The sequence below is a fragment of the Paenibacillus sp. NMA1017 genome, assembly GCF_058895805.1.
In genome coordinates this window covers 1-16,660 of sequence record NZ_JBZXYR010000014.1, presented here as the reverse complement: position 1 = coordinate 16,660, position 16,660 = coordinate 1, and the positions used below count along the sequence as shown (strand labels likewise).

The window sequence follows — 16,660 nt, the reverse complement described above, 5'->3', positions numbered from 1 at the left end:
TCATGAGTACGAGAATTGTGAGTACGGAACCACCGGAAAAGGCAAAGAGTACCGTTCCTTTTCATCGTAAAATCAGCTATTCATTAACGGATACAGCAGGCAATTTACTATACTGTGTCATTTCCAGTTATCTATTATATTTTTATACAGATGTATTCGGTCTTTCTATCGGGATTGCCGGGACATTACTATTTATCACCCGTTTTATCGATGCCATTGATGCCCCGATTTGGGGCATCCTGATTGACCGAACCAAGTCAAAATACGGCCAGAGCAGACCCTATTTTTTATGGCTAGCGATCCCGTTCGCTGTGTTTATGGTCCTTACGTTTACGACACCCAATTGGAGTGAGTCAGGCAAAATTGCATATGCCGCCATTACGTATATCATAGCCGGCATCCTGTACACAGGGATCAGTACGCCGATTACGTCTATTTTGCCTAATCTGAGCACCAATTCTAATGAACGCGTAGTCTTGAACTCCTTTCGCATGGTTGGGGGGAACGTAGGTTTCTTCATCGCCACGACGTTTACGCTACCTTTGGTCGCTTTCTTTGGACAGGGGAATGATCAAAAAGGATTTTCCTTAACGCTCGTTTTATTTGGAATCATGGCGATTATTATGTTTTTCATAGCCTTTGCCGATTTGCGAGAAAATGCAGCAGTTAAAACGAAATCCGTTCCCATTGCCAAAAGCTTTACAGCCATCAAACGAAACTGGCCCTGGATGCTCGTTGTAGCTGCCAACTTGTGTTACTGGATTGGTTTGAATATTCGTTCAGCAACGCTAATCTTTTATCTGCAATACAATCTGGACAGTAAGGACTTAGTACCTTTAATCAATGGACTGACCTCCTTGCAGTTGATCTCGATGGTTCTGATTCCGTTTTTCGCCAGAAAATTAAGTAAAAATGCGATTATGATTATCGGATTGATATTAGCTGCGCTGGGTCAAGTCGTGATTTTAATGGGAAGTACAGACTTAACCCTCATTATTATCGGCTGGATTATTGGTGCTTTAGGATCAGGCTTTGCATGTTCTATGCCGTTTGCGATGTTGTCAGATACAGTCGATTACGGGGAATGGAAAAATGGTATCCGGGCAAGTGGCTTTCTGACCTCCATTGGAAGCGCATTCTGTATTAAAGCAGGTAGCGGAATCGGCGGATTATTGCCAGCATGGATCATGGGCAGCACCGGTTACATCGCTGGGAAAGTTCAATCCCCTACGGCGTTGTCTGGCATTCAGTTTAGCTTTATCTGGCTGCCGTTTATCGTCTTCTTGATCGGAATCATTCCTATGTTTTTTTATAAAAAATTCGAAAAGAATGAAGCTTCTATTCAACAAGATTTAATTGCGAGAAGATCATAGACATTCTTTTAACAAGGTTTTAATGATATATTAAAACATTATAATGCTGCTCCAAAACCTGTTCACTGAGCTGAGCAGGTTTCTCTATTATTTTCTATTCAAATGTGAGCAAAGCCATTGACAGGATTTTCTTTTGGAGTAATACTTCTATGTAGAGAAAAGTGTACAGAATCAAGAACTAGACACATCTAGCCTTGCAACTTTATACATTTTTTCGCCATGAAGGCTCTTCTGTTGAAGGGTTTTTTTCAATTTGAGAAAAAGAATGTGATGATATGAGTCAACTGAGTGTAAGGATGAGAACACATGGCTTTCTGAATAAGCACTTTTCAGGAGAGTCTATTGATTATCGACAGATTATTGCGCTGTTTATCCCGCTTTTGATTGATCAGGCTTTTATCGTGGGTCTTAATTTGGTGAACACGGCAATGATTAGCTCGTCGGGGATGGCGGCGGTCAGTGCTGTAAATATGATCGATTCTTTGAATATTTTTCTGATTAATGTGTTTGTTGCAGTGTCTACCGGGGGAACGGTTGTCGTGGCACAGTATAAGGGGAGCGGTAACGACCTTATGGTCTCTAAAGCCGCATCCGGCACCATTTCATCTGTTTCCTTGCTGGCCTTATGTATCAGTTTGTTTATGATCGTGTTGTACAATCCGATTTTAAGTGTTCTGTTTGGTTCCGCCTCGCCTGATGTATTAGCTAACGGTAAGGTATATCTGCTGGGAAGCTGTATGTCTTTTGTAGGGATTGCAATCGTTGAGGCAGTGTGTGGGGCGCTGAGGGGAATTGGGAAGACAAGGGCATCGCTGGCTCTTTCGCTCATCATGAACCTCTCATACGTGCTTCTCAATGTGGTATTCATTAATGTATTGGATATGGGTGTGCTGGGCATGACGATTGCCGTCAATGTGTCCAGATATGCAGGAGCAGTGTGCGCGTTGATCTATTTGGTCAGGGTAGATGATGACTTGCGTGTTCAGCTTAGAGATATGCTTTATTTTAATCTGGCTATGCTTAAAAAGATTCTGTTTATCGGGCTCCCCTTTGCAGCGGAGCAGATGTTTTTCAATGGAGGCAAAATTTTAACCCAAATTTTCATTGTGAGCCTGGGGACAAATGCGTTGGCGACGAATGCCATTTGCTCATCCCTAGCTAACGTATTCCAAATCCCTGCGAATGCTTTGGCTCTTACGATTGTGACCGTGGTCGGTCAATGCATGGGACGCCGAAATGTCGAGGATGCCCGCAAGTTTACCAAATCGTTTATTTGGCTGTCGTCTTTTTCGTTTATTGTCATGGGCCTCATTCTGATGCCTTTGTTTAAGCCGATGGTGGGGCTGTTTCATCCGCCTGCCGAAATTGTAGATGATATTTTTGTTGTCATGCTGATTAATACGTTGGCCCAGATTCCGCTCTGGTCCATTGCCTTTATTACACCCTCTGCGTTAAGGGCAGCAGGTGATTCAAAATTTACGTCCCTCACCTCAATGCTGTCCATGTGGTTGTGCCGGGTGGTGCTCGGGTATATTTTGGGCATTGTGTTCAACTTAGGGATTGTGGGTGTCTGGCTGGCAATGGATATTGAATGGGGTGTGCGGGGGATCGTCTTCCTTTGGCGCTTCCGGGGCAACAAATGGGTCCAGCATCGTTTAATCGACTGAATAGGTCCACTACCATAAAATTGACTTCTGGGAGAAGGCATTTTACGGTAGTGGATTTTTTTTCTTTCTTACTTCGTTCAGACCCCTTACTCCATCCTGATCCCTATATTGCCTAACTGTGCTCCCTGCTGCATACGGTGGAAGGCTTGCGCTGTATCTTGTAAAGGAAATACGCTATCTATAATCGGATGGAGTGAATGGCGCTCCATGAACTGAAGCATAGCTGCGAATTCCTCGCCACTGCCCATAGAGGTGCCGATGATACTGATTTGAGGGAAAAATATAGACCGCAGCGGGATCTCTACTCGATCTCCTGAGCTTGCGCCAAATATAACAATCCGACCGTTCGGCTTGAGGATATCGAAATATTTATCGAACGTAGCAGGACCGATACTGTCAAGGACCAGATCCACGGTGTCACCATTCATGCTTTCTTTCCATTCCCTATGGCTGTCGAATGCATGATGAGCGCCATGGGCGAGGGCAGCCTGCCTTTTTGCTTCGCTGCGTGATGTGACGGTGACCCGTGCACCTGCCGCTAAAGCCATAAGCATGGCATACGTGGCTACACCACCGCCAATACCGGGAATGAGGACGTGCTCCCCTTGCTGTAATTGGCCTCTAGTGAAGAGAGCGCGGTAAGCGGTCAAAGCAGACAAAGGCAGCACCCCTGCTGCTTCCCATGAAAGGTATGCTGGCTTGCTGATGGCATTTTGAACAGGGATGATAACCGATTCAGCGAATGTCCCGTCAAAAGAAGGTCCGCCCAGAATGGCTGGAACCAAGGGAACATGATGCGTATTCTCCCATCCGATACATGGATTGATAATTACATCGGTGCCTACCAGCGAGGTTGGACCACCAACACCCACAGCCTCAATCACGCCTGCTCCATCCGACCCCAGAATGAGTGGAGCATCGTTGGCTGTTCGATCCGCCATGAGGAACAGATCCCGATGGTTCAAGCCTGCGGCTTTGAGTTTGACCTTCACTTCGTTGTGTCCCGGCTGTCTGTCCGTAATGTCTCTATATGTCAGGCCCTCAGGGCCGCTTTTGCTGACATGGATTACGGCTTTCATTTTAAAACCTCCCGTGGTGCGAATTTAGATGCAATTGCATGTACACTGAATTGTACAGAGCGGCAAGCATCCGGTAAAATGAACAAAATCGAACGTGAGTATCATAAATGATCATACCAAGCAGGTGACGTATACATGGAAAGCAGTGATTTGAAAATTTTTCAGGCTGTCGCTCGCGAGGGCAGTATCACGAAGGCTGCGCAAGTTTTGAATTATGTACAGTCTAATGTGACCTCGCGGATTCAGCAGCTTGAGGCACAATTGAACGTACCGCTATTTCGCCGATCTAATCGAGGGATGACGCTAACGTCGGCAGGAGAGAATCTGCTGGAATATGCGGACACCATACTGACATTGCTAGACGAGGCTGTAAAATCCACTCAATATTCGGACCATCCTACTGGACCTTTGCGACTGGGCTCGATTGAGACGGCGGCGGTTACGCATCTGACTTCTTTATTGACGGAATATCACGCTCAATATCCTGATGTCCATCTATCGCTTATGACAGGCAGCACACATGAGCTCGTACAAAAGGTATTGAATTACGAATTAGATGGAGCATTCGTCTATGGACCCGTTGATGATCCGCATATAGAGTATGTTGCAGCTTTTGAAGAGGAATTGGTGCTCATCTCGGAACCAGGGAAAAAGGACATGGGCGAGCTGCTTGCCAAGCCTATGCTGTTCTTCGACGTAGGCTGCACGCATCGTACAAGAGCGGAAAGCTTTCTGAGCGAAGCAGGTGTGGATACGTTTCAGGTCATGGAGTTCGGGACATTGGAAGTCATTTTGGGTGGTGTAGCCTCTGGCCTGGGAGTGTCCATGCTGCCACAATCGTCGATTGCAAAGGCAGAGGAGGCGGGAAGTATTGCTTCTCATCGTTTACCTGAAAAATATCGCAAATTAGAGGTGTGGTTTGTTCATCGGCGGGATTCGGTTTACTCCAGTGCACTGTCAGGCTTGCTTCACTGGATGAAAAAGGATGCTATACTTAACTGGGATTAAATTGACATCAGGGGTGTATCATTTGGAAGAACATAATTTATCGAACAATCCATCTACAGTAGCTCCGGGACAATATGCGCCGAATGGCAGCTACCATCGACGAGAACCGGATAAGATGGCAGTATTATCAGAAACATACGGAGCCGCTATTTTCTTCAGAAGATGGGCGGCTTGGATAATTGACTTCATTCTTATCGTCTTTGGGTATGGAGGGCTGGTATATTTTATAGCGGAAAAAGTAGCTGAAGCTGGAACCCCAAATATGGGCATAGTAGTGATACTCTTCCTGATTGGCTCCTTCTGCTATTATCTGTTACTGGAAGGACTTACGGGCTATACGCTGGGCAAGTTTGTACTTCGTATTCAGGTTGTGAATGGAGATGGAAGGCCGCCAGGCATGGTTAAATCCTTGATCCGTACGCTCATACATCTGGTGGATACGAATCCGCTGCTTTTCATGGGGCTGCCCGCCGGTATATGTGTGCTGGTGACACCTCGGAAACAACGGATTGGAGATATGGCTGCGAATACATATGTGGTTAAGGTAAGGGATTTGGGAAAGGCGGGCAGAAAGAAAACCGGGATTTTTGCAGGAGCAATCATCCTGATAACGATTATTTCGATTGTCTTTGCTGTATCTTTAATTTCTACGCTCATTACTCAAATCGTGAAGCCTGAGGTATTCACTAGTAAGGATAGCCAGTTTGCGGTTACGGCTCCGTGGAACTGGTCACGAGAAAATGCGATTAATGAGGATGCCGACATCTCCATTAAAAATGAATTTACCGAAAGATATTTGATTGTATTGTCTGAACCGAAAAGCGACTTTGACAGCAGTATGACTCTTCAAGAATATAAAGGGATTATTGAGGATCATTTGGTGTCAGGAATTACGGACCCTGAATTGGGGACCGCTTCAGATATGGTGGTGAACGGATATCCAGCCATTGAGTTTACCCTAAAAGGAGAAATAGACGGGAATCTGGCCATGTATAACGTGACCACGATTGAAACACCTTCGCATTATCATCAAGTACTTGCTTGGACATATGCTTCCCGATACAGCAGGGCACAGCAAGAGCTACGCAAGATTAGAGACAGCTTCCGCGAAATGAACATGCTGTGAAGTGAACATGAAGCAATAACGATGATTCTCAGGTGTAAGGCAATAAGCGGAACAAGCAGACAGCTTATAGGAGCGTCTGCTTGTTGTTTTATAGGCTTATTTTAAAAAATGAACAATTAAAACGGAGTAGGCCAAATGGTGCTATAGATAACTTTTGATCACTCGCAATCCGGCCACTTTTGCCACCTTGCCTTGGGGATGGGCTGTGAATTGAATCGTAACTTCATTCTTGTGGTTCGTCACAGATCGAGGAAGCTCATAGGCGAACGTTTCGAATTTATTCATTTCCTCGGACTCCAGCTTGCCTTCTCCTAAAATCTGACCATCCGCAGTGATGTCAAAGTCACTATGGGGACGGCTCAAGTCCTTCAAATAAGTGACCGTCAATTGGACAGGCTCATCCGGAAGCAACTTCATGACAAAAGAGAACCAGCCCCCAGGCCAGGTATCGCGATATTTGCGGTTATAAATGGACCCCAGACCTACATGCTCTCCAGTAAAGGCATGATCCCGTTCAGGCTGCATTTCGGCAGGCTGCACAACGTCCACTGTAAGTCGTTCCAGCTCTAGCTGATACGCTAACGCGGTACGGTATTCTGCCTCGGTTGCTGCCCATTCCTCCTGGGAAAAGAGATCCCAATAGACGGTATATGAACGATCATACATCTGATAAAAAGGACGAAGCTGCAAGTTTCCGATATAGCCTAAGTCGGTCATATGGAATGTATTGGGCTCGTTCCCTTCAGCAATCAGCTTCGTTGTCAGGGAATCGGCCGATCCGATCAGAACAGACGCAAGCAGACGTTCCTCGTTGGATTCCTGCACGACAGGGCCAAGGTCCCCAGCCAGTACAAGCGGGCCGTACATAAATGCAATTCGGCGCGGATTGTCCGGCATTTCCTCGACTCTCACGGTCATAGGAATGTCGTACTCGATCGTATCCCCATTGTTCCATTCCCGTTCAATTACAACGTAGCTGGTAGGACAAGCCTCTGCGACATACTCTTCCCCGTTAATTTTAATCATCATCCCTTGCTCCGCCCAGTGCGGGCATCTTAGCTTGATCGTGAAAGACTTGGGCTCCTTGCTCATGACGCGCAGCGTTCCCCGTCCATTTTGCGGAAAGAGAGTGTCTTGTTTGAGCTGTACGCCCATCTCGTCCCATGTCACGGTAGAAGGGACATATTGATTGACATAGATCGTTTCTGGCGTGTGAAAATAAATCGCAGTGCCGTACATGGAGTGGCTCTCCATACCGGAACCGACACAGCATGTGAAATCCTCATATTGAGAATTAAAGGACTTGTGTCCTCCCATTTCCAGCGATACAAAATAGCACACACGTCCATCTACAGGCTGCTGTGAAGCCAGAATATGATTGAACATTGCTCGTTCATAGTAGTCGGCATAGGCTGCGTACGCGTCCCACTCGAACATATGTCTTGTTAATTTCAGCATATTGTAGGTGTTACAGGTTTCACAGGTCCCTTCGCCCAAACGATCATTCAGCTTGCCAGGTTCACCAAAATGTTCATTATAACTATTGCCGCCGATCACGTAAGAATGCTTGTGAACCACCCGATCCCAGAAAAAGCGGGACAGGTCCGCATATTGCGGTTTGCCTGTCATTTCAAATTGCCGTGCAGCGCCAATAATTTTGGGGATTTGCGTATTGGCATGTCGCCCTGCCAACGTATCTTGGCTGTCCGCGAGATCATTTAACACCTCTCCGTGATAAAAGCGTTCCGCCAGACTCAAAAAGCGTCCTTCTCCTGAATGTTCCGCCAGATCCGTCAGTACCTCGTTCATACCGCCAAACTCGCAGTGCAGCACCTGCTGCACCTGATCATCGTCCAGCCCTTGAAGTACATCCTCCAGCCAGTTGCCGAGTTTGATTTCTATAGACAGGGCCTTGGGATGATGTGCCAGCAGATGTGCATCACGCAAGCCCGCAAAAAGCTTGTGCATGGTATATAATGGCACCCAGCCGCCGTTCAGATCAAAGCCCTGGGAGCGGATATCTCCGGCTTTTACTTCCTCAAAAATCTCTTTCCCACGTGGAATGCCGGAAATGTATCCGTTTCCATGACTGTTTTGGCATATTTCCAGTTCGTCGACCACATAGTTCACGCGTTCCAACAGCCTTTCGTCGCCTGTGGAGGCAAACATCAGTGCACAGCCGGACAGGTAGTGACCGAGTGTATGTCCGCTGATGCCACGCGCTTCCCAGCCTTCATAGTGAGCCGCTTTGGGCTCCAGTCCCGCATATTCACGAAAGCGTGATAATAAACGGTCGGGTTCCAAACTCAGCAGGTAGGCCGTATTCAGTTCCATCGCATGTAGAAGTGGGCCGGAATCAATTCTTACTTTATGCAAGCCAAAAGCTTTAGCTTTCAAAATCATCGCTCCTTAGCTAAGATGAAAGTGTATATTTCTCCACTACATTAGCATTGCAATCGCGGTATGTCAGTAGCTTAACCATACAATGGGTGGACAAATCCGAACATGAACCTAAAGAGGCGATAACATGACCTATCTAAAAGTAAATGTAAATGCTCCGATCCAACTGATCTCGGCAGGCGAGTTTGTTAACGAGGTACCTTGGAAGCATATGAGTCGTTCCATTGAGAATTTTGAGCTGATCCTGGGCGTCCAAGAGACGGTATATATACGGGAGGAACGGGAAGATTTTGAAGTAGGCGAGGGAGATATTCTATTGCTTTACCCCGGTCGTACGCATAAAGGATACCGGGAATCGTTGCCGGGCGTGAAATTTTATTGGTTTCATTTCGATGTTCCCACGACCCCGAATGTATTATCTAATGAAGAAATGAAGCAGGAAACAAGTGCTATGGATGGGCGTTTGCAGCGTCACGGTGTGATGCGTGATATCTATTTACCGCAATGTGTACAGGCAGACAACGGGGATCGGATTCATATTATTGTCAATCAGATTTTGCATGTAGCCAACTCACATTACCTTACGTATCACAGTGCCAATTATTTGTTCACCTCGCTACTGATTGAGATATCTGAACTGGCGCTTAGCCGCTTGCTTTCCAATCCTGTCCATTCACAGGGAAATGTAAGTTTTAACAAAATTATCGAGTGGACCCGAATTCATGCCGAAGAGCCGCTGACCGTGACGGATTTAGCTCGAAAATTCAATTATAACAAGGATTATATTTCCCGTTTGTTCAAGCAAAATACAGGCATGCGTCCCCTGGAGTTCATTCATAGTATTCGTATCAACAAAGCCAAAGAGTTGATTTCCCGTACAGATATGAGCATTAAGCAGGTTGCCGAAGAGGCAGGCTATACCGATGAGAAGTATTTTATGCGTTTGTTCAAAAAGAGAGCCCATATGACTCCTTCCCAATACCGGAATGCCTATCACAAAACATTTATGAACAATGTCTAGTGCATTTCCGCTTGGATAGGGAAATTTTATAGATAAAACATGGAGAAAGAGTCGGCTAAAATAAACTTGTAAGCGTTTCACCTATAGATAGAAGGGAGGAGAGACATCCACCATGATTACTAGAGAACAGATTTATTTGGATAAGAAGCTGGAGACCAAATCGGCTGTGTTTGAGTTTATTGCCCAAGAGGCAGAAAAGCTGGGTGTCACCGTCCATAGGGAGCAGCTGGTGCAGGATTTGTGGGAGAGGGAAAAGGTATACTCGACAGGGCTTCAGGATCAGTTTGCCATACCTCATACGCAGAGCGAAGTGGTCACCAGACCAGTAGTCCTCGTAATCCGATTGGAACACAGCATTGACTGGGCCTCTCATGATGGCAAGCCTGTCCAGTATATTTTTAGTATTTTGGTGCCTAAAGGGTCCGTGGATGTATCCCATTTACAAATTATTTCCTCGCTCGCAACCCTGCTCTTAGAGGATTCCTTCAAAAAGGCGGTAGCGGGTGCCCATAGCAGCGGCGATGTGTATCAATTGCTGGAACAGTATACCGAAGGGTTGGTGTCATAAATGAAAATTGTAGGCGTTACATCATGTATCGCAGGATTGGCTCATACTCCAATGGCGGCAAAAGCACTGGAAAAAGCGGCGGCACAGCTCGGTCACCATATTAAAGTGGAACAGCAAGGTGCACTAGGCCAAGTGAACAAACTTACGGAGGAAGACATTGCAGCGGCGGATTTTGTACTGATTGCTTCGGATCAGACAGTGAAGGATGCCGAGCGTTTTGAAGATAAAAGAATTGTTCGCGTTAAAATCGGTCATGCGGTCAACAATGCGGAAGCGGTTCTTACCAAAGCGGTGGAGGCCATATCTGCTCAAAAATAAGATTAGGGAGGCAACACGGACAATCAGTAGCGTAGATGATAGGAATGATATCCGATGAGCCTTTGAATAACAGTAGTATTCATGATGGGGGAGAACACGATGAAAAAATGGCTGGGTGAAGCTAAAAAGCATCTGATGACAGGAATTTCTTACCTGCTTCCGGTTATTATTGCAGGCTCCTTGATTGTTGCCGTATGTAAAATTATCGGTCTGACCATGGGTGTCACTGACTTTGGTCCATATGCTGACAAAAGTGGCTTTCTTCATATTTTATACTTAGTCGAAAATGTAGGCTGGCGCGGAATCGGACTGCTAAACATGGTTCTGGCTGGGTATATCGCCTATTCAATTGCCGACAAGCCTGCACTTGCTGCAGGACTGATTGGCGGTGTGCTGGCACAGGAGACGAATGCGGGATTCTTGGGCGCTCTTGTTGCAGGTTTTTTTGCAGGGTATGTCACCCTCTGGGTGAAAAACAAAGTGAAAATCACAGGTCCGGCCGCAGGCTCTGTTCCACTGATTATTTTACCCCTCATTACGGTAGGCTTAACCGGAATTCTCATGTCCGTCATCCTGGGTGGGCCGTTGAGCGCGATTAATGAAGGACTGGTCAACTGGATTAAGCATATGAGTGAGAGCGGAACCAGCACCTTGGCACTAGCCTTGATTTTGGGAGCTATGATTGGGTTCGATCTTGGGGGTCCCGTCAATAAAGCAGCCTGGATGGCGGGAAATGCGTTATTTCTGTCGGGCGTGTATTTACCCAATATTTTCGTAAACATTGCCATCTGTATTCCACCGCTAGGCTATGGAATTGCAACCCTGATTCTGAAGCATCGCTTTTCCAAAACATATCGGGAAGCTGGAAAAGGCTCCGTGATTATGGGCATTATCGGAATTACGGAAGGGGCTATCCCGTTTACACTGCGTAACCCTGCCAAGCTAATTCCACTGAACATGATTGCCTGCGCAGCAGGTGCAGCATTGACGGCTTTGCTGGGCGCACATGTCATCATGCCTCCAATTGGAGGTTTGTATGGCGCCATCTCCGTAGGTAATCCGTTTGCATATCTGGCTGGAGGGGTTACAGGCGCATTAATCATTGTGGCAGGAACCTTGCTCGTCAATTTCCGTGAGGAAGAACAGCAGCAGGCTGAAACGAAAGAAGCGTCTGTTAAGAAAAATGGAGAAGACATTGAGCTTGTATTTGACTAGATATCACTAGATAAAGAATAGACAGCATGGAGGGAGAACGAGATATGAGCCGTACGAAAGTGCATGTCATACCACATACTCACTGGGATCGGGAATGGTATTTTACCACTTCCAGATCCAAAGTCTACTTGGTGAAGCATGTGAAAGAAGTATTGGATGCGTTGGAGAATGGGGACGGTTTTAAATACTATCTATTGGATGCCCAAGGGTCCTTGCTTGACGATTATACCCGCTGGTGCCCGGAGGATGAAGAGCGCATTCGCCGTCTGGTAAGCGACAAACGCCTGATGACCGGACCGTGGTATACGCAGACGGATCAATTGGTGATTTCCGGTGAATCGATTGTCCGTAATCTGTATTACGGTATGGAAACGGCGCAGAAATATGGTCATGCTATGAAGGTCGGTTATGTACCGGATGCCTTCGGTCAGTCGGCGCAGATGCCGCAGATTTATCAGGAGTTCGGTATTCGGCATTTTCTATTCTGGCGCGGGGTAGCCGATAATACGAATCCGAAAACCGAATTTTTGTGGAAGGGGTCGGATGGCAGTCAGGTGTTTGCGGTACAGATGCCATTTGGCTACTACTATGGTGGGAATATTCCAGAGGAAGCGGGAGAACTTGAGACGTATCTCGACAGCCAGATCGGTGCGCTGGAAGAAAAAGCGTCCACCCGCCATGTCTATTTCCCCAACGGCTTCGACCAAGCACCTATCCGCCTGAACTTGCCGGAATTGATTCGCACGTTTAACGAGCTGGACCCGGAACGGGAATATGTGATGAATGAGCCGGAACGTTTCCTTGAAGAGATTGAAAAGGACAGCAGCGGCCTTCCTGTATTGGAAGGAGAGCTTATGGAAGCCAAGCATATGCGTATTCATAAGTCGATTTTTTCCACACGGGCTGACCTTAAGCAGCAAAATAACGAGATTGAACATTTAATCGTGAACACGCTGGAGCCTATACTGTCGATCAGCCATGCACTTGGGCATGAATATCCACATGATATCGTGAAGGATATATGGAAGCTGTTGTTTGAAAATGCAGCCCACGACAGCATTGGTGGATGCAATAGTGATACGACGAACCGGGATGTGGCTTATCGTTATAAACAGGCGCGGGATATCGCGGAGAATGTATTGGAGCTGCACAAGCGACTGATCGCATCGAAGATTAAGCAGGAGGAGACTTTTGCCTTCACCATCTTTAATACGTTGCCTTACCCGCGCAAGGGAGTGACAGAGATTGATGCTTACTTGCCGGAAGGAAGCTTTGTCATTCGGGATACGAACGGTCAGCAGCTTTTGTATACGATTACCGAGAAAGTGGAACAAACAGACTACGTGCTCGGTCAGCATATTGATCTGAATCCGAGCAAAAAGGTGTACCTGCCTGAGCGTGTATTCCGTGCCAAGCTGTTGGTGGAGCTACAGGACGTACCTGCTATGGGGTACACACAAATTATATTTGATTTTAGTACAACAGGGGATGCAGCAGCAGAACGTAGCAACGGAAAATATATTGAAAATGAATTTTATAGCATAGCCGTACAGAAGAACGGGGCATTAAGCATCACGGATAAAATTTCGGGACGTGTGTACGCGGACCAGATGGTGTTCGAGGAAAATGGAGATGACGGAGATTCCTACAATTATTCTCCGCCGGAACGTGATCTTACCGTCTCTTCGCTTGGTGCTGAAGTGGAAACAATAACATCCAAAAGTACGGTATCCGAGGAATTGTCCCTTCGGATGAAGCTGAAGGTTCCATATGATTTAAATGAGCGTTCCGCTGCTGTGACTTCGGCTGAGTTGCCATTGCAGGCATCGGTCTCCTTGCGAAAAGGTGAACGCCTGATACGCTTCTCGGTGGATGTAGACAACCGAGTGCTGAGTCACCGTCTGCGGGTGCTATTTGATACCGGGATTGCCTCTAAGCTATCTATTGCAGATCAGCCGTTCGGAGTCATTGCCCGTCCAACTACGCTGGAGGAAGTAAAGGTATGGGAACGGGAACAGTGGACGGAAAAGCCGATCACCATTGAAGCTATGCAAAGCTATGTTGCGTTAAACGATGGCTCCCGTGGAGTAGCCGTGATGACTGAAGGAGTAAGGGAATATGAAGTCATTGGGCATGAACATGATACAATAGCGCTGACGTTATTCCGCACTTTTGGTTATATGGGCAAGGAGAATCTGCTATACCGCCCGGGTCGTGCCTCAGGAGAAAAGATCGTAGAAACGCCAGATGCACAGCTGCTCGGTGAGCTTTCATTTACGTTTGCTCTACATGTTCACGAATCCGGGTTTGATGAGGCGAACATCGCTCAAGCGGCCAAGGAATATTTAACACCATTGTCCAGCTACCAGCTGTCTGATTTTCTGAACGGACGTTTAATTTTTGCCTTCCGAGACGAAGAAAGAATATTTGAGCAAAACTATAGCCTGTTATCTTTTAGCAAGGATTCCAATGTAATCTTAAGTGCATTCAAGAAAGCAGAGCATAGTGATGGTTATATCGTCCGTGTATTTAATCCTTACTTAGAGAAAAATGCGACTGCACATATCACATACAGTGAATCGGCCCATTACGAGTTGGTTTCACTGGATGAGCGTTCCAAGGGAGAAACATTGGTTTCGTCCGATACGGAAGGTGCACAATTGCCGGAATTGCAGCATTGCAAGCTATTAACGGTACGGGTAACCCCGGAATTGAAATAACGTGGAAGTAAAATACGGTTTATCGGAAAGGAGGTCTTATATCTACATGATTTTTCCCTACAAACGCTTGAAAAAGCTGTACCAGCTCGTCAGTGGAATTGATCAAGGCTGGTCTTGGACCACCAAAGCGCTCGCTGAGCGGCTGGAGGTAACAGAGCGGACCATTCGCGATGATCTTAAGAAGCTGGATAGTATGCTGAATGAATATGGAGCATATCTGGAATCCAAGAGGGGTAGCGGCTATACGATCAGGGTTGATGATCGTGAGAAATACCATTTATTTGCGGATGAAAGTCAGGAAGAAACAGAAGTAGGCCATGGGCTACCGGGGGCTCCAGAAGAACGCATACGGTATGAGCTGTTCAAGCTGCTGAATGCGAGGGAATACGTGAAGATGGAAGATCTCGCCGATGAGCTGTATATTAGCCGGGCTACGATGAATAATGATTCCAAAATCATCCGTCGGATTCTGGAGGATTATAGCCTCACCCTGCGCACCAAGCCGGGACATGGTGTAAAGGTAGTTGGTGAAGAAAAGAATATTCGTTATTGCCTGGCTGAATATGCCGACGTTCGCGATGAAGAGGGGCAACGCAGCGACATGCCCTTGGAACAACAACAGCTGTTTCAAGGATTGGATCTACCGCAGATCCGGACAATTATTCTAAAGCATTTGCGGAGCGTTGGGACCAAAATGGCTGATTTGGCGCTGAAAGATCTCATCACTCATCTGGCGGTCATGGTGCTGCGAGTGAAGGAAGGACATGGTTTTGAACGCTTTGAGGCGGTGGCGGGCAGTCCGCGGGATACTGAATTGGCTAGCGCCATGCTGAGGGAGATGGAAGAGGTCTTTGGCATCACCTGTCCTGAAGGAGAGTTCGATTATGTTCTGCTGCATATCGTCAGCAAAAAGATGGCCGAAACCGAGTGGGAACGCCTCCAGTCTGACCATCTCTTCTTGGCAGTGCACGGGATGCTGACGTTCGTCTACGAACGCTTTACCTATGACTTGCGTGACGACGAACGGCTGTCCAAGGATTTATTTGTACATTTGAAGCCCATGCTGACCCGGCTGGAGCATGGTATGAACATGCGTAATCCACTGCTTGGACATATTCGCAAGTATTATCCGCTTGCCTATGAAATCACAGTTGGTGCGGTAAAAGAACTGCAAAAATCGTTTCCGTACGACATCAACGATAACGAAATCGGTTATTTGGCACTTCATATCGGGGCTGCATTGGAACGCAAATATAATATCCCTCATCGGCGTCGCAAAACCGTGTTGCTGGTGTGCGGCTCCGGCTACGGAACCGCCCGGATTCTAGAATCCAGGCTACGTTCGCTGTTCGCTGAGCTGGATGTATCCCGAGTGGTTTCACTACGGGAATACGAGGAGATGTCCACCGTCGATGAGGACCTCGTCGTTTCGACCATTCACTTGCAGCAGCGTAAGGATAAACCGTTCGCGGTGATTAGCCCGATTCCTTCGGAACGGGATATGGAGACAATGACGCGGATGGTACGGGCCAGCGATGAGGAACAGGAAACTTCACTGCTACGGTATTTTGACAAGCAATGGTTTATGACCCGATCCGATCAGCCGAACAAAGATGCCCTTATTGAAGAAATGAGCAGTATTTTAAAGCAAAAAGGAGTAGTGACCGACAAGTTTTTGCCAGCAGTCAAAGAAAGAGAGAAGCTGGGCTCTACTGCACTGGATCGAGGAATGGCCATTCCCCATCCCCTGGAGCTAAGCTCTAACCGAACGGTCGTAAGCGTGTGCTTGCTGGAAAAGCCAATTCCTTGGGATGCCAACCATGAGGTTCATGTGGTATTCCTGCTTTCAATCTGCAAAGAGGACTACGAACAGGCTATGGGGATTTATGATTTGTTTGTAGAACTGATCCGCCAGGAAGAGACGCTGGAACGATTAAAGCATTGCCACTCCTTTGATGCCTTTATGCTAATCGCCCGACAGGTGCTTGCAGTCAAGAGCAATGATTACCATTGAGGGTGACTAGTCTGTAGTCCCACTATATGAAGCAATAAAAAAAGAGATCATTCGTGATCTCTCAGATTGTCGAGAAACCCCGTCTTTTTGAGACGTGGGTTTCTTTTTCCTTGCACCATAATGGTCTGGTATCTGGAAAAACGGGGTGTTA

The 16,660-nt window shown here is 46.8% G+C and carries 12 protein-coding genes; 10 read left to right on the top strand and 2 right to left on the bottom strand.

Annotated elements, in window-relative coordinates:
* The first annotated feature begins 2 nt into the window (after nucleotides 1–2).
* Nucleotides 3–1,373 carry a glycoside-pentoside-hexuronide (GPH):cation symporter gene (locus AC5ELV_RS23315; RefSeq protein WP_493432086.1) on the top strand — a complete coding sequence of 457 codons (1,371 nt, stop codon included), beginning with the start codon at nucleotides 3–5 and terminating at the stop codon, nucleotides 1,371–1,373.
* A 275-nt stretch (nucleotides 1,374–1,648) separates the two neighbouring features.
* On the top strand, nucleotides 1,649–3,040 hold the full coding sequence (locus tag AC5ELV_RS23310) for an MATE family efflux transporter (RefSeq protein WP_307353728.1): 1,392 nt from the start codon (nucleotides 1,649–1,651) through the stop codon (nucleotides 3,038–3,040).
* Nucleotides 3,041–3,126: 86 nt separating this feature from the next.
* On the opposite strand, the gene AC5ELV_RS23305 is transcribed toward AC5ELV_RS23310, so the two are convergent.
* Entirely contained in the window at nucleotides 3,127–4,119 is a 993-nt protein-coding gene (locus AC5ELV_RS23305) for a zinc-binding dehydrogenase (protein ID WP_493432085.1), read from the bottom strand.
* A 135-nt stretch (nucleotides 4,120–4,254) separates the two neighbouring features.
* Here AC5ELV_RS23305 and AC5ELV_RS23300 point away from each other — a divergent pair, with 135 nt between their 5' ends.
* On the top strand, nucleotides 4,255–5,127 hold the full coding sequence (locus AC5ELV_RS23300) for a LysR family transcriptional regulator (RefSeq protein WP_493432084.1): 873 nt from the start codon (nucleotides 4,255–4,257) through the stop codon (nucleotides 5,125–5,127).
* Nucleotides 5,105–6,253, top strand: coding sequence for an RDD family protein (locus AC5ELV_RS23295; protein WP_493432083.1), 1,149 nt, complete (start codon nucleotides 5,105–5,107; stop codon nucleotides 6,251–6,253). The genes AC5ELV_RS23300 and AC5ELV_RS23295 overlap by 23 nt, the downstream gene beginning before the upstream one ends.
* A 141-nt stretch (nucleotides 6,254–6,394) precedes the next feature.
* Here the strand turns inward: AC5ELV_RS23295 and AC5ELV_RS23290 are convergent, their stop codons facing one another.
* Nucleotides 6,395–8,650, bottom strand: coding sequence for a beta-L-arabinofuranosidase domain-containing protein (locus tag AC5ELV_RS23290; protein ID WP_493432082.1), 2,256 nt, complete (start codon nucleotides 8,648–8,650; stop codon nucleotides 6,395–6,397).
* 130 nt (nucleotides 8,651–8,780) lie between these two features.
* Here AC5ELV_RS23290 and AC5ELV_RS23285 point away from each other — a divergent pair, with 130 nt between their 5' ends.
* From AC5ELV_RS23285 to AC5ELV_RS23260, 6 genes are all read left to right on the top strand, one after another.
* The gene (locus AC5ELV_RS23285; protein ID WP_493432081.1) at nucleotides 8,781–9,674 is read left to right on the top strand and encodes an AraC family transcriptional regulator; all 894 of its coding nucleotides are present in this window, start codon (nucleotides 8,781–8,783) and stop codon (nucleotides 9,672–9,674) included.
* Nucleotides 9,675–9,786: 112 nt separating this feature from the next.
* Complete coding sequence (locus AC5ELV_RS23280; protein ID WP_493432080.1) at nucleotides 9,787–10,242, top strand: PTS sugar transporter subunit IIA; 456 nt, start codon at nucleotides 9,787–9,789, stop codon at nucleotides 10,240–10,242.
* Complete coding sequence (locus tag AC5ELV_RS23275; RefSeq protein WP_493432079.1) at nucleotides 10,243–10,560, top strand: PTS fructose transporter subunit IIB; 318 nt, start codon at nucleotides 10,243–10,245, stop codon at nucleotides 10,558–10,560.
* 99 nt (nucleotides 10,561–10,659) lie between these two features.
* Nucleotides 10,660–11,775 (top strand): PTS fructose transporter subunit IIC, encoded by a 1,116-nt coding sequence (locus AC5ELV_RS23270; RefSeq protein WP_493432078.1) that lies wholly within the window; start codon nucleotides 10,660–10,662, stop codon nucleotides 11,773–11,775.
* A gap of 44 nt (nucleotides 11,776–11,819) precedes the next feature.
* Nucleotides 11,820–14,495: a mannosylglycerate hydrolase gene (mngB, locus tag AC5ELV_RS23265; RefSeq protein WP_493432077.1), complete on the top strand. Its 2,676-nt coding sequence runs from the start codon at nucleotides 11,820–11,822 to the stop codon at nucleotides 14,493–14,495.
* Between the two features lie 46 nt (nucleotides 14,496–14,541).
* On the top strand, nucleotides 14,542–16,509 hold the full coding sequence (locus tag AC5ELV_RS23260; protein WP_493432076.1) for a BglG family transcription antiterminator: 1,968 nt from the start codon (nucleotides 14,542–14,544) through the stop codon (nucleotides 16,507–16,509).
* Nucleotides 16,510–16,660 lie beyond the last annotated feature (151 nt).